Source organism: Coleofasciculus sp. FACHB-542 (genome assembly GCF_014695825.1).
Classification (GTDB): domain Bacteria; phylum Cyanobacteriota; class Cyanobacteriia; order Cyanobacteriales; family FACHB-T130; genus FACHB-T130.
This window is the reverse complement of record NZ_JACJPB010000057.1, coordinates 1-19,253: the sequence shown is the minus strand read 5'-3', so window position 1 is coordinate 19,253 and position 19,253 is coordinate 1. Positions and strand designations below refer to the sequence as shown.

Genomic DNA, 19,253 nt, shown 5'->3' with positions numbered 1-19,253 from the left:
CTAAGTATTTACTAACTCTGACTGCATCTCAGGCTGGGCGGGTTCTTCCTCAGTGATGCCGTAAATGGAGTTGTACAGTTTGACATACTCCTTCGCGGATGTGTCCCAACTGAAGTCCATCTGCATACCCCGCTTCTGCAACTCCTGCCATTGCGGTTTGAAGCGGAAAGCTTCCCATGCCCGAACCATACAGGTGTAAAGGTCTAGGGGTTCATAACGGTCGAAGGAGTACCCCGTACCAGCGTGGTTCACTGGGTCGTGGAAAGAAACGGTATCGACTAAGCCACCTGTGCGACGGACAATCGGCACGCAGCCGTAACGCATCGCCAGCATTTGGCTAATGCCGCAAGGCTCAAAGCGGCTAGGCATGAGGAAAGCATCGCTACCCGCATAGATGCGTCTGGCGAGAGCATCGTTATAGAGTAAGTAGTTTGCCATGCGACCTGGGTAGCGGGAAGCCATTTGCCACATCTGGGTTTCGTAATAGCGATCGCCTGTACCCAGGAGAACAAACTGAGCATCGGTATACGCCATAAAGCGATCGAGCATTTGAATCACAAGATCGATGCCCTTCTGCTCCACCAGTCGCGTTACCATGCCAATCACAAAGGCATTTTTGTTAACTTCTAAGCCGACTTCTTCTTGCAGTGCAATTTTGTTGGCTTGACGTTTCTCAAGAGTATCAATTGTGAAGGTCTGAGTAATGTATTTGTCAGTGGCGGGGTCGTAAACCTCCGTATCGATGCCGTTAACAATACCGGATAACTTTCCGCTAATGAAAGACAGCAAACCTTCCAACGTTTCGCCATAGGCGGGGGTTTGAATTTGTTGGGCGTAGGTGGGGGAAACGGTGTTCACCTTGTTTGCAAACTGCACCGCTGCTGCCATTGTGTTGTGTCCTTGCATATACCAAGGACACCAAGTAATTTTCTCTAAATACCAACGCCAAGGCCCTTGATAAGCCAGATTATGAATCGTGAAGACGGTGGTAATATCGGGATCTTGGTTCATCCACACCGGAATCATCCCAGTGTGCCAGTCGTGGCAATGGATAATTTGCGGCTTCCAGTAATTCCAGCAAAACTCTGCTGCACCGTTAGCAAACAGCGTGAACCGCCAGTCTTCATCGTCCCCAGAATAGATGCGACGTGGCATGAAAGCCGGATGACCAAATAGGTACAGTGGCACATCGGTTCCAGGCAGAACGGTTTCATAGACTGCGAACGACTGGAACATGGCAGAACCCGACCAAACAGGGTCTTTGGGTATCTCCATTTTGTCGGGCAGCATACCGTAGTAGGGCATGAAGATTCGTACATCATGCCCCATTTTTCGCAGAATTTTTGGTAAGGCACCAACGACATCACCCATCCCACCCACTTTGGCGATGGGCGCTGCTTCAGCTGCAACAAACAGAATTCGCATTATTGCTGGCGTTTCCTGAAATATTTTGGTTACATCATACCGAGTCAGGGGATCGCCTACCCGATTTTGGATTTTGATTTTGGATTAATGACCGCGTCCGACTTCGGTAAAAATCTCTTCTAAAATTGCCGAAGCTCCCTGTTCCCGTAACCGATGGGCAAGCTGAATTCCGATTTGTTCGGCATCGCTGGCAGCACCGCTAACGGTATCTTTAATCATCCGCTTGCCATCTAAACTGGCAACCATGCCCGTTAAGGTGAGTGTATCGCCGTCAATCTGAGTATTCACCCCGATTGGCACCTGGCAGCCACCTTCTAGGTTCCGTAAAAAGGCTCTTTCGGCGTAGCAGCGTTGAGCAGTGGGTTGATGCTCTAGTACCTTGAGTAATTCCAAAATTTCGGTGTCACCAGCACGGCACTCGATGCCTAAAGCACCTTGTCCGACAGCATGGAGGGATACTTCAGGGGCAATCACTTGATGAATGCGATCGCTCATTCCCAGGCGGTGCAATCCTGCTACTGCCAAAATAATTCCGTCGTATTCACCTGTATCTAGTTTTGCGAGTCGGGTGTTTAGGTTGCCCCGAATATCTTTAAAGGATAGGTGAGGATAGTGGTGGCGCAGCTGTGCCAGTCGCCGCAGGGAGGACGTTCCAATTACAGCCCCTTCTGGCAGGGTTTCCAGTTGCTTATCTTTGTGCTTTTCATGCACGACAAGGGCGTCTGCCGGATTTTCTCGTTCGCTAACGCATCCTAAAACCAATCCTTCTGGCAAGTTGGTGGGCAAATCCTTCAGGGAATGCACGGCAAAGTCTGTTTCTTGGTTGAGCATTCCCAGTTCGAGTTCTTTCGTAAAGAGTCCCTTATCGCCAATCTTGGCTAAGGCAACATCTAGAATTTTGTCCCCTTGAGTCGCCATCGTGTGGACTTCAAAGGTACATTCGGGAAAGTGTTTCTGGAGTTGTTCTTGCACCCAGTAAGTCTGGACGAGTGCGAGTTGGCTTTTGCGAGAACCGATGCGGATAGTACGAGCCGGACTAGAAACTGTAGGAGACATAAAGCGATCGCCTGAACACAGCAAATAAAGTCACCTGTTCTAGACTACCGCAGCCGTGGCTGTAATAGGTCTGGAGTTTGATGCCAACACTCTCAAGATAAGTTAAGTAATATGAATTCTCCCGGATGCTGGAAGCGAGCCAGTCATCGTTGATGGATGTTTGGCAGGGACAGCATCATGGATAGAGCGAGCGACTGAACACAGCAAATAAAGTCGCCTGTTCTAGACTACTGCAAGCGTGATTTTTATAGGCTTGTCAGCTGAGCCGATACAGTAGAAACATTAGACTCTCCTGAACGATTGTTAGAAATGCTCCCGATGTTTCGGCTGAAGTACCACGTTGAGCAAAGCAATCCGCCTCTTTCTGCAAGGGAAACTCTGCCCACGATGTACGATTTACCCAGTGAAAATCCAGAGGAACCCGGTTTGCCTGACGAATTTCACGATTTGCAATCCCAACTGCTAAGCTTTTGCTTTTGCCCCCCCAACTATCCACCAGAACAGATATTTAGTGCCAGTAACTTAAATCTTTACTATGATGTCCATCACCAAAATTGGTACAAACGACCTGATTGGTTTGGAGTCGTAGGGGTGTCGAGGCTTTATGACCAGAAAGACTTACGCCTGAGCTATGTAATTTGGCAAGAAGGGGTTAGTCCGTTTGTAGTGGTGGAATTACTGTCTCCCAGCACAGAAAAAGAAGATTTGGGAACAAGGGAAGCTAACCAACCTCCAATCCAACCACTGACTAAGTGGGAAGTCTACGAACAGATTTTGCGGGTGCCTTACTATGTAGTTTTTGATCGCTCTATCGATCGATTCCAAGGCTTTACTCTTATTTCTGGTCGTTACCAAGAAATAGAATTGACCGAAGCCAGAATTTGGATACCATTGCTGGAATTGGGTTTGGGGCTTTGGCAAGGAATGTATCGAGGGATCGATCGCCTCTGGTTGCGTTGGTCGGATGCTCAAGGAAACTTAATTCCTACGGAGGCTGAAGGAGGGCTGCAACAAGCGCAACAAGCCGAACAACGGGCTGAATATTTAGCTCAACGGCTTCGAGAGTTTGGAATTCAACCGTAGTGGAATCTAGCCACTAGAGACACTTTATGTAAGCGATCGCAACAACTGGCCCTAAAACTTTATATGTGAGTAGATCAGCTTTCCTAAATAGCCTGGAGTTTGACTATGAGCTTAAAAGAGAATGAAATATTGGCGCAAATCGCCCAACTTATCGCTAGTTTGCCCAGCGATTATCTGCTACAGCCCGATCTGATGACAAAAGACCAAATTAGAGAATGGCATGAATCTAGAAATACCCAACTCCTAATTGCTGAATGCTGGGAAGCAAAATTTATTGTAAAAGAAGGCGATCCCATTGCTATAGCTCTGGATAAAAAAGAAATTTCCAAACATAAGTACGAGCTGATTTGGCTAACAGTGGATCGTTATAAAGCACAGTGGGAACTTGGAATACTGGCAGAACCGTATCTCAAAAAGGCGCATTCAGCCCTGCAATATATTTCCTGTTATGCTAATAAGTTTCCTACACCAATTAGCCAATTATGGAATAAGTTTTTTAAAACTATTTTTATCAAAGACTATCCTTTTAAATCCTCATATGATTTATTCGTTAATTCTTTAGAGGAAGAAGTGAATGGTAGCTTCTCCTGGTGCTTAAGACCCTACTACGATGTAACTATTAAAAAATGGGCAAAAGGAATTAAGCAATTAATCAGAATTTTTGAACAGGAAAAGCCAGAGGAACTTTATACTCAACAAACTCCAATAGAAGTTGAAAATTTAAAAAGCAATTTTGGCTGGGACAAACTTGAATTTTCTTGGATGGGAATGACACTTATTGTGTGCCAATTTGCAGTGCTGTCAGATCCATTACTGAGGACTAAATTAATTCAATATTACAAATTACTACAGGAAACCTTTAAATTAGCCGCCACTATCAGCCGTAAACTTCCTGGTTTCGCATGGAAAAGAGGGAAAGTGGTTTACGCTTCTGAAAAGGGTGGAGTCTACCCTGAAGATTAACAAAACTTCACATCAGGATCAAGTTTCATCTGCCGCAGGGAAAGAAAACCTATTTTGGAAAAGTCCGCTCTAAACCTTACTGAGGTAGACTTTTCCATGATTTATATCCTGCTGCTTCCACAACAAGAGCTTGATGTAGTGACTGAGCTAGATTGCTACAAGAATCAGATTGAAGAGCTTCAAGCTCAAGTAAATTACCTGGAAGCAGAAAACTCTAGTTTGAGGATGACTATCCGCGAATTGCAATGTCGTGTTGATCCGTACTCTGCAAATGGGGATGCAATTTGCAATTCGCCTTGGTAGTGGAAAATCCAGTAGTCCTCAACCCTGGCTCTAGGAGTTAGGGTTATTTCTTTGATATAAAGCAGAATATATCTAGTTGCAGAAGTAGAGTTGGGATGGAGCGATCGCATTCCTCGCGGATTTCATTTCAGTAGTGCGATCGCATTCTCGCTTTACTTATCGGCGTTGCTTAGATATTGCTCTAATTGTGCTGTCCGCTGTTTTGTTACTTCTGCAAGGCAACTACTGTAAATCATCGGTTCCATTGTTCCGCCTGCAAATTCAGTTCTTTCATAAGTACAACTAGCATCTCTAAACTTTATCCAAGCTTGCTGCGCTGAAATTAATTTCTGTCGCCGCGAGCTTTGCAATCTTGGTAGGAGTTGTTTGTATACTTGGTTCAACTTTTTATCTGCATTTTGGTAATCTATTCCAGCGCAGGCATTCATTTCTCCTTGAGTCTGAGGATTGTTGCAGTTAGGTCGTTGAGCTAGGCGGATTCCCGATACATCTGGTGTTGCATTTGCATTTGTCACCGCCGCAGTACCTAAACTGAGCAAAGCTGCCACACCTACAATTGCGGGTAATAACTTATTCATGGTCAAATCTTGAATTCTGTGTAGCCAATAACATAGCAAAAAGGTCATAGCAACAAAGTGAAATGCGATCGCTCTTGATGAGCATCGGCTAGCATTGGCAAATGACGACTCCTGTTAGACCTATTAATCTATTTGAGTACGAAAGGCTAGCCAACCAGCACCTCTCTCAGATGGCGCTGGATTACTACGCTAGCGGTGCTTGGGACGAAATCACGCTGCGGGATAATCGAGCAGCCTTTGAACGCTACAAACTCCGTCCTCGGATGCTGGTAGATGTCAGCCAGCGAGATTTAAGTACCACGATCCTCGGTCAATCTCTACAACTGCCCATTCTCATCGCGCCGATGGCGTTTCAGTGTTTGGCGCATCCAGACGGTGAAATTGCTACTGCCAAAGCTGCGGCAAAAATGGGGACCGCGATGGTATTGAGTACCTTAGCAACCAAAAGTATAGAAGAAGTTGCCAGCGTCGGGAATCAGACACCGCAGTGGTTTCAGTTGTATGTGCATCGCGATCGCGCCCTTACCCGTGCTTTGGTAGAACGCGCCTATGCTGCCGGTTTCCAAGCGCTGTGTCTGACAGTTGATGCGCCTCTGCTGGGTAAGCGAGAGCGAGATACGCGAAATCAGTTTGTTTTGCCATCGGGGATGGAACTGGCTAATTTAGCGACGTTGACAGATTTAGAGATTTCCTATAAACCCGGCGAATCGGGTTTATTTGCCTATTTTTTAGAGCAGCTAAACCCAGCGCTAACTTGGAAGGATTTGGAATGGGTGCAATCTCTGTCGCCTTTGCCCTTGGTGGTAAAAGGGATTTTGCGGGGAGATAATGCGCTTCGGGCGGTGGAACATGGAGCCAAAGCGGTGATTGTTTCTAATCACGGGGGCAGACAATTGGATGGAGCGATCGCTACGATTGATGCTCTGAGTGAGGTGGTTGCGGCTGTGGGGGACACCGCAGAAGTTCTGGTGGATGGCGGTATCCGTCGCGGCACTGATGTCCTCAAAGCCCTGGCATTAGGGGCGAAAGCAGTATTATTGGGACGCCCCGTGTTGTGGGGATTAGCGGTAGGGGGAGAGGCGGGTGTCGGGCACGTACTGGAACTTTTGCGGGATGAACTTGATTTAGCGATCGCTTTGAGTGGCTGCGCCAAGTTACAAGATATTGACTCCAGTTTGGTGCTGCGGTTGTAGGAATGCTTGGTGTTGCGCTTGCCGATGAGAAGCTGCGATCGCGCCTTTAAGACGGTAAATTCGCTGTATGTGACTAGGATCACCCAGTCCTGGAAATACGATCACATTTTCTCCGGCATGTCAATCACCTAATGTTAGATAAAAACTATTCATATTAGTAGTATCAGAATCTTATGCGCTAATTTATCTGCTGTGGGGGGGAGTTTGAGATGCTGGAAAAACTAATGGTAGCCGCGACTCTAACATTCTCTCTCAATGTATTTTTGGGACATAGCTGGTCAACTGCCCCTCAAATGGCATCAGAACTCAACTTGCAAGAAACCGCATCGCAAATTATCAGCCTCTTACCTCGCCCAAATACTCACACTCCAGAGAATGGCAGCGGTTCTAATTCTGTACGATAAAGCTTGATGTTTTCCCGAATGGTTTATGCTGGGGAAAATAGAGAGCTACCGCTGCACAACTCGATATGAAACCCCAAATCGCCGCAACAGCAGCACTGCTGACGACACTTTCCCTTGCTGCTCCTGCAAAAGCTGAAAACGTCGAACATACTAGACAGTTATTAGCTACTAAACAATGTTCGCAGTGCGACCTCAGTGGTGCGGGTCTAGCTTTAGCTGACTTATCAGGAGCTAATCTCACTGGCGCTGATTTGAGCCGTGCTAATCTCAGTCGTGCCAACTTGAGTGGAGCCGACCTCAGAGGTGCAAATCTGAGCGGGACTTCTCTATTTGGGGTCAATCTGAGCGGTGCAAACTTGACAGGTGCGAACCTGGCAGGCGCTGACCTAAGAGAAACTTTTCTTGTTAATGCAAATTTGGCGGGTGCTAACATCAATGGTGCTAACTTGCAGGCGGCTATTGGCATCCCTAGCTATGCAGCCACGCCTGAAGATTTCTACGCATGGGGTGTAGCAGAGGGTCAAAAAGGAGACCAACAAGGGGCAATCGATCATTTCAACCAATCGCTGGCTCTTAAGCCCAACTTTGCCCCCGCATATCTAGCGAGAGGAGTAGCGCGTTATCAAATGGGCGATCGCTCCGGAGCCGTTCTGGATTCTCAGAAAGCTTCCGAACTCTTTACCATCCAGGGAAATATTCAAGGCTATCAGACTAGCCAAGTTTTCATTAAAGAGCTGACAACACCTTTGCAGGAAGCGGGTAGCAGCGGCGGAAATTTGGCGAATTTCCTAGGAGGTATTGGGAGCTTACTCCTCCGATTGCTTTTTTAATTCTGCTAGGGTGGGTTCAAATCCCTGCCCAGTATTTACGAGTCAGTTTATGACGATATCCAGCGATTTGTGGCAGGAAAATCAAGATTTAGCACAAGCCTGCCTCAAGCATCCTTTTGTCCAAGGCATTGCCGACGGCACGCTACACCAGCAGCGATTTGCTTACTATGTGGGGCAAGACGCCTTTTTCTTAGAAGCTTTTGCCCGTGCCTATAGCATTGCTGCGGCTAAAGCTCCCGACGCGGAAGGATTTAATACGTTTCATTCCCTAGCTGGGGGCGTTTTAGATGAACTTTCCCTTCATCAAGGCTATGCAGATGAGTGGGGAGTCAACCTGCAAGCAGTAGAACCGGGAGCCGCTACACGCCGCTACACGGACTTTTTATTAGCAACAGCTTGGAGTTCGGAGGTTGGTCTAATTGCTGTGGCAATGGCACCCTGTATGCGTCTGTATACTTTCTTAGGTCAGCAGATAGCTCAGAGTGGAATAAAAGACCATCAATACACTAACTGGATTCGCACTTATAGCAGTGAGGAATTTGAGCAACTAGCTCAGAAATTAGAAACTCTGGCCGATCGTTATGCCTCTACCACAGCATCTTTGAAATCAACTTACCGCTATGCGATGTTGTGCGAACGAGACTTTTTTCAAGCTGCCTGGGAGGCTATTGATTTAAAAATCTAGATTTTAATTAATAGCAATTCTCGATTGGATGCAGTACAGTTTCACCCTATCTCTGTGTCTTCCCGCTCACCCAGAAGGCTTTAATATTCTCTCCCCTCTCCGTGAAGGTCGAGGGGTTGGGGGCGAGGTTCCGAGTTGAAAAGCAGTGCGGGTTAAGAAGATGTTTCTAAATATTATTGCAGAATTCTATTTTTATCCCTTGATTTTATCTTTGATTTGCTGCCACAAGCTTTTTTTCTTCTGAGTGAATGCTACTTGAGCTGGTTTAGGTTCATTCAGATAACGATAGTGTTCCCAAATATCCCAATACGAACCACCTGGCTCTAAACGGACGCCCGCCCAGTGTACAAACTTCAGAGGTTGATTAACTTTTGGATCGACTAATTTATAGCCTTCCTGCTTAAAATGCGGGCTTCCTGCCCAATTTCCAGGCCCCTTCCCGTTTTCTCGAACAATATTAAATCGTCGAGACATTCGCTTTAATACGAGATAATTAAGAATCGTTTGGTCGGAATTCAAGACATAAAAATATTCAGGATGAGATGCACAGAATTCAAAAGTATCTTGCAAATCTTGTTGAGTAATTAGATTTTTCTTGGAACCCCAAAAACCACTATTGAAAACATCTTTCAATTCGTCTTCAGTGAAGATTTCTGTAATTTTGGGTGTAAAAACTTGTTTGATGCCCCCTGTGTATTGATAATCACAGCAGATAAAATCATTGTTTTCAAGATAATTAAGATTTTCTATGATTTTTTCAAATACAACAATATCAGTATCAATATATAGAAATTCATCGAAAGGGCCAAACCAACAGGCTAACTTGCGAAGCAAGTTGGGTCTATCTAAAAGGTTGTCACCACAGGTCTGCTTGACTAAATCATCTATCTTTTCTAATAACTGTAAATCTTCGTATATTTTTACCCCATAAGAATTAGTAATAATATCAGCGATCGCTTGATACTGATTGTTATAGGGAATCATCACAATCGGACTATCAGCATCATAAGCACGAATGCTATTCAATAGCGCGATCGCATTATCAATTACGCGATCGTTGGCAAGAATATAAATACCACGACTCATTCAAATATCCTCAACTGGTGAATCCAATTTTCTTTAAAACTCTTTTGGCTAAACTTGGAGCCTGATTGTAAGGTGTCGGTTTGGTTGTAAACTTGGGGCGCTTCTCTGGTTCGTGAAGATAGCGATAATACAAGAAAATATCCCGATAGGGAAAATCAATATTTTCTCCCTCACTAATCCGAGAAAACAATTTTGATGACAGCCCAATATAGTGTAAATAGGTTAGTCGTTTTCCCCGATCGTACAGAATGTTATCCCTAGCTTCAAAATGGGGAGAAGTAACCGCGTTTCCAGTCTTTTGGTCGTCAGGTAAATGCAGCGCCAAGTTATAAACTGAAATCTCGCCTCTCATCGTCATATAGTTAAGAACTGATTGGTTAGGCGCTGGCATAAATAAAATTTCTGCCTCGCCTTCCTCTAGCTTGGATACAAACCAATCTCTTTGTTCCTGGGGGAATAACCCTCGCTTCCCGGCGTACATTCCGGCACAAAATATCTCTGTGCTAAGCCGGTTTTTATCAACAACTTCTAATAATTTTGGTGACTGGAGATTAAAGATATGATTGGGGGATTTATACTGAAAATCATAAACTACAAAATCATTCTCATTTAATTTATCAAAGATAATCTTTAACGAATCCATGACTACGATATCGGCATCTAAGTAGATAAACCTTTCAAAAGGGCTATCCGCATCAAAGGCGCAGTATCGCCGATTCATGCCTATACGATTAACACCGGGGATTCCTTGTTCTTGCCAAGTCTTTAAAGCAGTTGGATGAGCTGCCCATACCCGTTTAGAAAAATCTTCCCAACGAGCAAACAAGTTAACATCATCCAGCAAGGTTACATTTTCCCGATTAGCGATTTCCGCGCGAACTCGATCTACTCGATTATCATAGGCAATAACGCAGACTGGGATTTCTTTACCGACATTGGCTTCTATGCTATTTAATAGAGCAACGAGTTGGTCGTAGACTACATCATTCGCTAGTGTATAGATGCCGTCTGTCATATAAAAATCCTCAGCAGGTTAATTTGAATAATACATTAAAATCTTTTTAGGAGCTTCCTGATGTCTAAAACACAAAGGCAGAATTAATGTCAATTGCTAGCTGTTCACTGTGGATTTTGGTAGCGCGAACCGATCTGCCGTTCATGATGCACACCATTCCTCATCTAGTGAAGATGAGTAAATTCAAGTTTAGCGAACGGGTGTTGGCTGTAGATACGGCACCGCTAACGGGGGACAAAGTCGGGCGTCCAGGCATCGGTACTCTAGAACAGTTACGGGAGCGCTGCGATCGCTTGCTGCGCGATGGTGTGGTAGACAAGGTAGTCGATATAGACTACTCCGGAGCATATCACGACCGAGTATATCGCAAACATTTTGGTAGCCGCATCCGGTATACACATAACTATAAGGGCTACCCCATTTTGGGCACGATTTTTCACATTGAAGAAGCCCAAGGTGACTATATGCTTCACTATGACAGCGATATGCTGCTCCATCAGCAACCCGATTATAGCTGGGTAGAAGAGGGGATGAAGTTGATGCAACAACACCCGGAAGTGATGGCAATCAGACCGCTGACTGGGCCACCGACAGAGGATGGTAATATGTATCAACGGGTGCCCTATGAGCGGAACCCGCATGGTTTCTACACATTTAAGTTTTTCAGCAGTCGCATTTACTTAATTGACAAGAAGCGTTTCGACAAGTTACTTCCATTACCAGTGCTGTGGCGTCCTTATCGGCAAAAGATTGCCAATCGGTTGCCAGTGAGGTTACAAACGATATTGAACAATATCGCTGGTAAAGGGGCTTTGGATTCTTGGGAAGTGATGGTATCGAACCAACTGGAGGCGACGCAGTATGTCCGAGGGGTTCTCGATTCTCCGAAAGCCTGGACGGTTCATCCAAAAGACCGGGGTTCAGAATTTATCGAAGCTTTACCTAAAATAATCGAGAAGGTTGAAACAGGGTGGTATCCTCCGGAACAAGCCGGTCATTATGACCTTCAGTTGAAACATTGGCTTTGACAGAGCGTTTGAAGATTTCTTGTATTGCTTGATTTTCAAGATTTACCGTAGTTATCCATGCTTATCTCCATCCCTCATGGCTGAACAGCTTCCAACGATTTATTTTTATCTTCCCGAATCGGACTGGCCTGATAGCAACATTCCGGTGAATCCTGAAACTTATCAAGAAGTTTATAAAAGTGGTAAATGCACTGGCACGTACAACTGGATATTACAAACCTATCTTCGGCTGAAAGCTGATGGTTTTCCCTGCGAAATTGCCGGGAAATTACCTGCTGAGGGTATTGTTGTTGCGTGGACAAGTACTGTACCAAACGATCTGCGACCGGGGCCAAAACTAATATTAGTGGTTGTTTGTGGAGATAAAGGGAAACACCGTTACGCACAGCTTCATGTTGTCCAAAATCGCCAGGAAATGCTTTATCCACACGTACATGTTGGGGATAAATATCTGTTTCCCGGAGAAAAGTATTACATTCCGCATTGGCCTCAACCAGGGTTGATCCCGCGAGATCCAGCACGAGGCGATCGCTTTGAGAATGTTGCCTATCTGGGTCGTAAAGAAAATTTGGTAGTTGAACTGAGGCAACCGTCATGGCAGGAGCAGATGAATGCCTTAGGTTTGCGGTTTCAGGTAGTCAGAAACCCGATTCAATGGAACGACTACAGTGAGATTGATGCAATCGTGGCTGTACGCAGCTTTAATCGTAAAAATGATTACTACTGGAAACCAGCTTCAAAGCTTTACAATGCCTGGATTGCTGGCGTACCTGCAATTCTAGGACGATGCGAGTCTGGGTACCGATTGGAGCGCAAAAGCGAACTCGACTATCTAGAAGCGGGTTCTGTTGATGAAGTGATTTTGGCACTGAAACGTCTTCGCGATGACAAAGAGTTGCGTCGTGCAATGGTTGAAAATAGTAAGCTCCGTGCGGAGGAACTACAACCCGATCAGCTCGTCAGACAGTGGCGCACCTTTTTATCAGACATAGCAATTCCAGCTTACGACCGCTGGTGTACGGCTTCAAATTCGACCAGGAAAGTATTTTTAACACGCCGTGACTTAGCCACACAAACAAAGGGAATTCGCATTCGCCTAAGCAACTTAGTACATAAGGTTAAAAGTAGCTTTAGAAGACCGTTAATTGGTCAGTAATTCAGTAGTCTAGTTGATTGGTACCTCTACTCCTCTACTAATTTAGTCACATTTTTATACCATTATGATTGACAGTTTACCACCAATTTATTTTTATCTTCCGCAGTCAGACTGGCCTACTACTAATATCTTGGAGAGTCCTGAGGCTTACCGAGAAGCTTATAGCAGATGTAAATCCACCGGCTCGTATAACTGGATTTTACAAACCTATCTTCGCCTTAAAGCTGATGGCTTCCCCTGCGAATTGGTAGGAGAGATGCCTATTGAGGGTATTGTTGTGGCGTGGACAACTACTGTACCTAACAATTTGCAACCAGGGCCAAAACTATTACTAATTGTTGTTTGTGGAGATAAATCAAAACACCGCTACGCACAGCTACATGTTGTACAAAATCTCGAAGAGATGCTCAAACCCTATAGGCTGCTCGGAGATAGATATTTGCTTCCCGGAAAAAAATATTATATTCCCCATTGGCCTCAACCAGGGTTGATCCCGCGAGATCCAGCACGGGGCGATCGCTTTGAAAATATTGCTTATTTGGGTCGAGAAGAAAATGTAGTAGCGGAACTAAAGCAGCCGTCGTGGCACCAGCAACTTAATGCCTTAGGTTTGCGTTTTCAGCTAGTCGGTACCCCTGTAGGCTGGAACGACTACAGTGGGGTTGATGCCATTCTGGCAGTACGTAGCTTCGGTCGCCAAAATGACTTTCACTGGAAACCTGCTTCAAAACTTTATAACTCTTGGTATGCTGGTGTACCTGCGATTCTTGGTTGCGAGTCAGCCTACCAAGCCGAGCGCAGAAACGAACTCGATTATATAGAAGTGACTTCGCTGGATGAAGTAATCCAAGCTCTCAAGCGACTTCGCGATGACAAAAAATTACGTCAGGCAATGGTTGAAAATGGTCGGCTACGTGCAGACGAACTACAACCTGAGAAACTTGTAGAGTGTTGGCGCACCTTCTTAACAGATGTAGCAATCCCAGCTTATCAACGCTGGTGTACATCCTCAAATTTGACTAGAAAAATATTTTTAACCCGCCGCGAACTAGCCGTTCAAACAACGGAAATGCGAAAGAGCTTACAACAAATGCGAAATTCGGCAGGGCTTCGCAGCGGAATCCGCTCAGCTATTTCCAAAGCCAGAAGAGTTTAAAACTTTTGCACAATTAATGCTGCTACGAGAGCCATGCTTCCCATAATCTCTTATTATCCCCACCCGTATGACTGATAGGTTGCCAAAAATTTATTTTTATATTCCCCAACATGATTGGCCTGCTGGTGAGCTACCAGAGAGCATTAACACTTACTGGCAGTGGCAATGTTCTATAAATGGCGGTCGTGGTATATACAATTGGACGCTGCAAACGTATCTTCACCTTAAAGCGGATGGGTTTCCATGCGAACTTGTAGGAACCATACCTAGCGAAGGGATTGTCATTGCACATCGAGACTCCCTGCCAGATGATCTGCAACCTGGAGCAAAATGGCTACTCGTTTGCATTCTAGGGGATAAAGCACGACACCCCTATGCACAGCTGCATACCGTGCAAAATCCTCGCGAAGAGATGCTTTTATGGCCCTTCTGGAAGAGCGAATACATACGGTTTTGGCCACAGCCAGGGTTGATTCCTCGCAGTGTTACTAGAGGAGATCGATTTGAGAATATTGCTTTTGTTGGTCGTGAGAGAGAACTGGCCTCTGAACTGTTAGATTCGTCATGGCAGGAACATCTGAATGCTTTAGGACTGTCCTGGCAGATAGTAAGCCGCGATCGCTGGAATGATTACAGTGAAATTGACGCAGTTCTCGCTGTGCGCGACTTTAACGGTCAAAAAGACTATTCTTGGAAACCAGCTTCAAAACTAATTAATGCATGGCATGCAGGCGTACCGGCAATATTGGGGCGTGAGTCTGCCTTCCAACTTGAGCGAAAAAGTGAACTTGATTACATAGAAGTAAATTCTCTTGGGGAAGCACTTGCAGCACTCCAACGTTTGTGTAACGAGCCACAATTACGTCGTGCAATGGTTGACAATTGTCGAATTCGTTCGGAAGAAACTCACCCTGCAAAGCTCGTTGCTCAATGGCGCAGCTTCTTAACAAATGTAGCTGTTCCAGACTATAAGCGCTGGTGTATGGCATCCAATTTGACTAGACATACGTTCTTGATACGCCGCGATCTAAATATTAAAACGCAGGGTATGCGAAGCCAAATTCGTCGCGTACGAGGAAAGATAACAGCGCCTGTAAAATCAGTTATAGCTCAAGTCAAAAACACCTAAAATTTCAAATGTAAAGAATACAAAATTTGTTTTTGACACCTTATAGCAAATAAAGTGATGCAAACTATATTGATTGAAATCTTGCACCTTATTATCGCTACTGGCACAGAGCATGAAAATAATTCTAAAGCTCTGCTTGATAGAGTATTGGCTGCAAAATTCCAACTTCACTATTCTTGTTTGCTATCAAGAGCATTGAATAAATACGTCTTAGACCTGAAAACCTCTTTTTCTAACTTTTCGTCAACCAAGGCATAATTAATTTTTAAATACTCTTCCGTTATAGAACTAACCGAACATGTATCTAAAACAACACGATTTTCTAATCCAAAAAGTTGCAGCAAATCGTTAGTTTTATTAGCTTTCTTTTTATTAGCAAATACAGTAAAAGACTTCTTAAATATCAGTGAAAATATCGTTCCATGATAAGTATTGGTAACAACATAAGAAGCTTTACTAAAATATCCTAACCATTCCTGTGGACTAATATTTATGAAATTTTTATCAGCAACTTGATCGTATTCCCCAATAGAAATAATAACTAAATTTTTAACTTTAGCTACTGCTCTAACAAAGTTTTGTTGCTCCTGATTCAAAGGTGTTTGATTGTAAATTAAAAGATATTCCTCTGTTAACTTAGGAACTGAGGTAATTTTGCTGTACTCAACCAAAAAAGTCGGATCGAGGACTTTTACTGCTTCTCTGCCACATTCTTGTTGAACTAAACGTAAACTATTGGAGTCTCGAACCGCAACAGCATTAAACTGGCTGATTAGTTTACAGATTATTTCTTTATGTTTTCCTAGAGTCTCTGTTTTACCAAAACTAGCAGCATAACTAACTTTTTGGCAAGTCATTTCCTCACTTAGAAAATCTAAAAAGTAGGAAGGATCAAAGCCGCGAAAGTAAGTATCAATACACCAAATTTGATCGCTACCGCACACGACTATATCGTAATTACCGTATAATTCTTTTAAACCAGTTCTTACATAAGATTTTTTTCGGCTTAGACGTACTTTAGAAAGTAAAAATCTTCTCATCTTCCAAGCCTTGATCAAATTAGATAAAGCTTGGCGATTTACTATAAACTTATTACTTTTTTGCTGAATAGGCTGAATTTCTTTTAAATAGTGCCTGACAGCTTTGTGAGGACGATAATCAATAAATTCAACGTCAAAACCTTGTTCTTTAATAATTGTCCACAATGCATAGGCTTGAAGAGTTGCACCGTAGTTAGTTGTATGGTGAAAAGTGAGAATTCCTACTCTCATTTTTTTATCCTAATCTGTAATTTTGGAACAAACCGTCGAATTTAGTTGGATTGATTAAATTTGGGAGGTTTATTTAATCTACAGTAATTAATTCAAGTTCAGCTTTTTTACCATTTATTAGATGCAAAAACTTGGCAATCTTAATAAGAATTAGTATTGATTTACTGTCTACAGACTTATTAAGGATCCAGTTATAAGTTTTAGAAGAAAAGGATGTTTTTCCAATTTTAAATCCTTTTAATCGGTTTAATATGCGATGATCGGCTAATTTAAACACGGAGCCACAATTAGGTGCTGAATTATCTTGAAACTTTTTTGACCATTTACATCTTTCTGCTATAGGATTTTGTTCGATGGTTACTTGGTTGAATTTAAAGATAGCGCTTAATATAAGGCAAGAATGAATACCTGTAAATACAGTCTCTCGATAACCTTTAACAATGTTCTCTCTTCCAAGCGTTTTTATGGTATTACTTTCAAAATCAAAAAAAGTGACACTTTCGACAAAGTCGTATATAGTACACTGGTGTTGTCTACCACGACCAGCATTCATAGCTAAGGCACCTCCGATTGTTGCTGGGACTGATGCGAGGTAATAAAAAGAGTCAAAGGAGTTTTCATAACAATATTTGAGTACATCTATTAAGAAAACAGAGGAACACACTTCAAGCCTGTTATCCGGAAAGAGGTTGCAAATGTTTATTCATCTGATTCTTTAGTATTAATGATTTAATCTTCTTTTTCGCAAACAAAGTATTAGATCCATTACCTAATATATATATTTTAACATGATTGGATTTAGCCCAATTACAATATTCGTAGAACTCTTCTAAAGTATGAAACTCAGCATATTTCTCGAAATAATGTAAAGAGCGATAAAAAGACAAGTTGCTGTCTGTAATAGATTTAATATTTTCCATTACTGAAAAATTCATGAAAATATTTACTTAACAATCGGCATAGTGAAGTTTATAACACTTTGATAGATGGATGTCATTAAAAAAGTAATAAGTTTATAAAATCTTTATACTAGTCTCACTTTTTGAGGCGGCTACTTTATCTTGGCACTACAATATAAAATTTCTAAAGTTTATATGTAAAGGAATTGCTAGCTCCTAGCCTTACTAAGCTAGTTCGCTGAATTCTTCTGTAGTCTTTACCAAGCTATCAACTAGTAACTTGAAAAGTAATCGTTGGCAAGAGTTGCTCTCTGGAGCGGCTTGGCTTAACTTGAAGATGCGATCCCATTGCGCCTTTCAAAGATAGTCATGCTACCATAGTCGAGCCCGCCCTAAGGAAAGGCAACACGGACGAGCCTCGTTGCACGGTAGCGCAGCTTTCTAACAGATATGGCAGTTCCAGCTTACGAGCGCTGATGTATGGCATCAACTTTGACTCAGCAAACATCTCTGAAGCGCCGTTACCTAGCGGTGGAAACGAAAGATTTAAGGCATCGCATCCGAATTGCGCGATCGCAGGTGTTCCGTCCCGTAAAATTATCGGTATTGCGAGTAAGAGAAGCATGGAATTTCCGTTAAATTGATAATAACGACAACACTCAGTAACACTTAGTGGTGCAAAGTAGCTCTATTTACTGTCAATTTAATAAACCTCTAGGCAAGGAAAGAAAAGCAGCTTTTTGATTGCAGATTTTATATGCCTAGATTCTCTAGCAACGCCTGCTCCTCTTCATACAATTATGACTGATGAATTACCGCCAATATATTTTTACCTTCCCCAATCGGACTGGGTTGAGGATATGCCAAAGAGTGCCGATACTTACTGGCAAGGTTTTGGACAAGGTATATACTGTTGGACGCTACAAACTTACCTTCGCCTCAAAGCAGATGGCTTTCCGTGTGAACTAACAGGAACCATGCCTACTGAGGGAATCGTATTAGCACATCGGCGATCTTTCCCCTTTGCTTTACAGCCACAAGCAAAATTGCTGATGGTTTGTCTGAAGGCAGACTACGAGCGACATCCCTATGCACAGCTTCATGTTGTGCAAAACCCTCAAGAAGAATCGACCTTCAAAGATAGTTCCTACATTCCACTTTGGTCGCAACCAGGGTTAATTCCTCGCGATCCTGCACGAGGAGATCGATTTGAGAATGCTGCCTACTTTGGTATTACGTATAACTTAGCATCTGAACTAAAGAAGCCATCCTGGCAGGAGCATCTGAAGGCTTTAGGTTTGAGTTGGCAGATAGTGAAGTCTGAGCGCTGGAACGACTACAGTGATGTCGATGTAGTCGTAGCTGTGCGTAGCTTTGATCGCCAAGATTACACCTGGAAACCTGCCACGAAGTTGATTAACGCCTGGTGTGCTGGTGTACCGGCAATTCTAGGGACAGATTTTGCATTCCGAGCAGAGCGCCAAAGCGAACTAGACTATTTGGAAGTACCTTCCCTTGAGGATGCGATCGCTGCTCTCCAGCGCCTTCGTGATGACAAAGAGTTGCGGCGTGCCATGATGGAAAACGGTCGAGTCCGTGCTGAGAAAACACAACCGGTGAGGCTAGTTATACAATGGCGCAACTTCCTCACAGATGTAGCCGTTCCAGCCTATGAACGCTGGTGTACGGCATCAACTTGGAGCCGACAAACATTTTTGCAGCGCCGTTCCTTATCTATCAAAATAAACAGCGTGCAACATCGCATACAACTATTTGCATCAGGAAGTAAAAAAAACTAAAAACTTAAAAACTTATTTAAGTGCTTAAGCAAAATTAATTACATATTCGGTTCCGACTTTTTTTAGCACATTTTTGACATCCTTTACTAAACTTTTCCAGTCCCGATAAGCCTCTATCTCTATCCATTCATATTTCATAAACTTCCATAAGATTTCAATTAAGTTGAGTTCGGGTGAATAAGGGGGGAGCCAAA

General features: G+C 43.5%; 20 protein-coding genes. 12 read left to right on the top strand and 8 right to left on the bottom strand.

The window, feature by feature from the left end; all coding sequences use genetic code 11:
- Both glgA and hemC read right to left on the bottom strand, forming a co-directional pair.
- Positions 1 to 1,425, bottom strand: coding sequence for a glycogen synthase GlgA (gene glgA / locus H6F52_RS23415; protein WP_190536896.1), 1,425 nt, complete (start codon positions 1,423 to 1,425; stop codon positions 1 to 3).
- Positions 1,426 to 1,509: 84 nt separating this feature from the next.
- Positions 1,510 to 2,481, bottom strand: a complete 972-nt coding sequence (hemC, locus tag H6F52_RS23410) for a hydroxymethylbilane synthase (RefSeq protein ID WP_190411275.1) — start codon at positions 2,479 to 2,481, stop codon at positions 1,510 to 1,512.
- Between the two features lie 318 nt (positions 2,482 to 2,799).
- Between hemC and H6F52_RS23405 the strand changes: the two genes are divergently transcribed.
- Positions 2,800 to 3,564: a Uma2 family endonuclease gene (locus tag H6F52_RS23405; RefSeq protein ID WP_190536895.1), complete on the top strand. Its 765-nt coding sequence runs from the start codon at positions 2,800 to 2,802 to the stop codon at positions 3,562 to 3,564.
- Between the two features lie 105 nt (positions 3,565 to 3,669).
- On the top strand, positions 3,670 to 4,527 hold the full coding sequence (locus H6F52_RS23400; protein ID WP_190536894.1) for a hypothetical protein: 858 nt from the start codon (positions 3,670 to 3,672) through the stop codon (positions 4,525 to 4,527).
- A 455-nt stretch (positions 4,528 to 4,982) separates the two neighbouring features.
- Here H6F52_RS23400 and H6F52_RS23395 read toward each other — a convergent pair whose 3' ends face one another.
- Entirely contained in the window at positions 4,983 to 5,408 is a 426-nt protein-coding gene (locus H6F52_RS23395) for a lysozyme inhibitor LprI family protein (protein WP_190536893.1), read from the bottom strand.
- A gap of 101 nt (positions 5,409 to 5,509) precedes the next feature.
- On the opposite strand from H6F52_RS23395, the gene H6F52_RS23390 reads away from it, so the two are divergent.
- The 4 genes from H6F52_RS23390 (at position 5,510) to H6F52_RS23375 (ending at position 8,520) form a co-directional block, all read left to right on the top strand.
- Positions 5,510 to 6,601, top strand: coding sequence for an alpha-hydroxy acid oxidase (locus H6F52_RS23390; protein WP_190536892.1), 1,092 nt, complete (start codon positions 5,510 to 5,512; stop codon positions 6,599 to 6,601).
- A 209-nt stretch (positions 6,602 to 6,810) separates the two neighbouring features.
- Positions 6,811 to 7,005 carry a hypothetical protein gene (locus H6F52_RS23385; protein WP_190411270.1) on the top strand — a complete coding sequence of 65 codons (195 nt, stop codon included), beginning with the start codon at positions 6,811 to 6,813 and terminating at the stop codon, positions 7,003 to 7,005.
- A gap of 65 nt (positions 7,006 to 7,070) precedes the next feature.
- Positions 7,071 to 7,835 (top strand): pentapeptide repeat-containing protein, encoded by a 765-nt coding sequence (locus tag H6F52_RS23380; protein WP_190527256.1) that lies wholly within the window; start codon positions 7,071 to 7,073, stop codon positions 7,833 to 7,835.
- 49 nt (positions 7,836 to 7,884) lie between these two features.
- A complete protein-coding gene (locus tag H6F52_RS23375) occupies positions 7,885 to 8,520 on the top strand; it encodes a TenA family protein (RefSeq protein WP_190536891.1) in 636 nt (211 codons plus the stop codon).
- A gap of 192 nt (positions 8,521 to 8,712) precedes the next feature.
- On the opposite strand, the gene H6F52_RS23370 is transcribed toward H6F52_RS23375, so the two are convergent.
- Together H6F52_RS23370 and H6F52_RS23365 are read right to left on the bottom strand one after the other, a co-directional pair.
- Entirely contained in the window at positions 8,713 to 9,606 is an 894-nt protein-coding gene (locus tag H6F52_RS23370; protein ID WP_190536890.1) for an Npun_R2821/Npun_R2822 family protein, read from the bottom strand.
- 10 nt (positions 9,607 to 9,616) lie between these two features.
- Positions 9,617 to 10,621: an Npun_R2821/Npun_R2822 family protein gene (locus H6F52_RS23365; RefSeq protein ID WP_190536889.1), complete on the bottom strand. Its 1,005-nt coding sequence runs from the start codon at positions 10,619 to 10,621 to the stop codon at positions 9,617 to 9,619.
- Positions 10,622 to 10,707: 86 nt separating this feature from the next.
- On the opposite strand from H6F52_RS23365, the gene H6F52_RS23360 reads away from it, so the two are divergent.
- The 4 genes from H6F52_RS23360 to H6F52_RS23345 all read left to right on the top strand — a co-directional run bounded on the left by H6F52_RS23360 (position 10,708) and on the right by H6F52_RS23345 (position 15,090).
- Positions 10,708 to 11,649: a glycosyltransferase family A protein gene (locus tag H6F52_RS23360; RefSeq protein ID WP_190411265.1), complete on the top strand. Its 942-nt coding sequence runs from the start codon at positions 10,708 to 10,710 to the stop codon at positions 11,647 to 11,649.
- Positions 11,650 to 11,725: 76 nt separating this feature from the next.
- A complete protein-coding gene (locus H6F52_RS23355) occupies positions 11,726 to 12,805 on the top strand; it encodes a hypothetical protein (RefSeq protein WP_190536888.1) in 1,080 nt (359 codons plus the stop codon).
- 64 nt (positions 12,806 to 12,869) lie between these two features.
- On the top strand, positions 12,870 to 13,961 hold the full coding sequence (locus tag H6F52_RS23350) for a hypothetical protein (protein ID WP_190536887.1): 1,092 nt from the start codon (positions 12,870 to 12,872) through the stop codon (positions 13,959 to 13,961).
- Positions 13,962 to 14,028: 67 nt separating this feature from the next.
- A complete protein-coding gene (locus H6F52_RS23345; protein ID WP_190411262.1) occupies positions 14,029 to 15,090 on the top strand; it encodes a hypothetical protein in 1,062 nt (353 codons plus the stop codon).
- A gap of 170 nt (positions 15,091 to 15,260) precedes the next feature.
- Here the strand turns inward: H6F52_RS23345 and H6F52_RS23340 are convergent, their stop codons facing one another.
- Both H6F52_RS23340 and H6F52_RS25395 read right to left on the bottom strand, forming a co-directional pair.
- On the bottom strand, positions 15,261 to 16,361 hold the full coding sequence (locus H6F52_RS23340) for a polysaccharide pyruvyl transferase family protein (RefSeq protein ID WP_190411261.1): 1,101 nt from the start codon (positions 16,359 to 16,361) through the stop codon (positions 15,261 to 15,263).
- A gap of 73 nt (positions 16,362 to 16,434) precedes the next feature.
- Positions 16,435 to 16,914 carry a hypothetical protein gene (locus H6F52_RS25395; RefSeq protein WP_199300692.1) on the bottom strand — a complete coding sequence of 160 codons (480 nt, stop codon included), beginning with the start codon at positions 16,912 to 16,914 and terminating at the stop codon, positions 16,435 to 16,437.
- Positions 16,915 to 17,740: 826 nt separating this feature from the next.
- Here H6F52_RS25395 and H6F52_RS23330 point away from each other — a divergent pair.
- Complete coding sequence (locus H6F52_RS23330) at positions 17,741 to 17,899, top strand: hypothetical protein (protein ID WP_190536886.1); 159 nt, start codon at positions 17,741 to 17,743, stop codon at positions 17,897 to 17,899.
- A gap of 161 nt (positions 17,900 to 18,060) precedes the next feature.
- Positions 18,061 to 19,059, top strand: coding sequence for a glycosyltransferase (locus H6F52_RS23325; RefSeq protein WP_190536885.1), 999 nt, complete (start codon positions 18,061 to 18,063; stop codon positions 19,057 to 19,059).
- A gap of 24 nt (positions 19,060 to 19,083) precedes the next feature.
- On the opposite strand, the gene H6F52_RS23320 is transcribed toward H6F52_RS23325, so the two are convergent.
- Positions 19,084 to 19,253 (bottom strand): transposase (locus H6F52_RS23320; RefSeq protein WP_190531622.1); only part of this gene is annotated, 170 nt, incomplete at its 5' end.

Bases quoted from the DNA above. Each gene is read 5' to 3' on its own strand.
- glgA (WP_190536896.1), bottom strand. From the start codon at position 1,425: ATGCGAATTCTGTTTGTTGCAGCTGAAGCAGCGCCCATCGCCAAAGTG.
- hemC (WP_190411275.1), bottom strand. From the start codon at position 2,481: ATGTCTCCTACAGTTTCTAGTCCGGCTCGTACTATCCGCATCGGTTCT.
- H6F52_RS23405 (WP_190536895.1), top strand. From the start codon at position 2,800: ATGTTTCGGCTGAAGTACCACGTTGAGCAAAGCAATCCGCCTCTTTCT.
- H6F52_RS23400 (WP_190536894.1), top strand. From the start codon at position 3,670: ATGAGCTTAAAAGAGAATGAAATATTGGCGCAAATCGCCCAACTTATC.
- H6F52_RS23395 (WP_190536893.1), bottom strand. From the start codon at position 5,408: ATGAATAAGTTATTACCCGCAATTGTAGGTGTGGCAGCTTTGCTCAGT.
- H6F52_RS23390 (WP_190536892.1), top strand. From the start codon at position 5,510: ATGACGACTCCTGTTAGACCTATTAATCTATTTGAGTACGAAAGGCTA.
- H6F52_RS23385 (WP_190411270.1), top strand. From the start codon at position 6,811: ATGCTGGAAAAACTAATGGTAGCCGCGACTCTAACATTCTCTCTCAAT.
- H6F52_RS23380 (WP_190527256.1), top strand. From the start codon at position 7,071: ATGAAACCCCAAATCGCCGCAACAGCAGCACTGCTGACGACACTTTCC.
- H6F52_RS23375 (WP_190536891.1), top strand. From the start codon at position 7,885: ATGACGATATCCAGCGATTTGTGGCAGGAAAATCAAGATTTAGCACAA.
- H6F52_RS23370 (WP_190536890.1), bottom strand. From the start codon at position 9,606: ATGAGTCGTGGTATTTATATTCTTGCCAACGATCGCGTAATTGATAAT.
- H6F52_RS23365 (WP_190536889.1), bottom strand. From the start codon at position 10,621: ATGACAGACGGCATCTATACACTAGCGAATGATGTAGTCTACGACCAA.
- H6F52_RS23360 (WP_190411265.1), top strand. From the start codon at position 10,708: ATGTCAATTGCTAGCTGTTCACTGTGGATTTTGGTAGCGCGAACCGAT.
- H6F52_RS23355 (WP_190536888.1), top strand. From the start codon at position 11,726: ATGGCTGAACAGCTTCCAACGATTTATTTTTATCTTCCCGAATCGGAC.
- H6F52_RS23350 (WP_190536887.1), top strand. From the start codon at position 12,870: ATGATTGACAGTTTACCACCAATTTATTTTTATCTTCCGCAGTCAGAC.
- H6F52_RS23345 (WP_190411262.1), top strand. From the start codon at position 14,029: ATGACTGATAGGTTGCCAAAAATTTATTTTTATATTCCCCAACATGAT.
- H6F52_RS23340 (WP_190411261.1), bottom strand. From the start codon at position 16,361: ATGAGAGTAGGAATTCTCACTTTTCACCATACAACTAACTACGGTGCA.
- H6F52_RS25395 (WP_199300692.1), bottom strand. From the start codon at position 16,914: ATGAATGCTGGTCGTGGTAGACAACACCAGTGTACTATATACGACTTT.
- H6F52_RS23330 (WP_190536886.1), top strand. From the start codon at position 17,741: ATGGCATCAACTTTGACTCAGCAAACATCTCTGAAGCGCCGTTACCTA.
- H6F52_RS23325 (WP_190536885.1), top strand. From the start codon at position 18,061: ATGACTGATGAATTACCGCCAATATATTTTTACCTTCCCCAATCGGAC.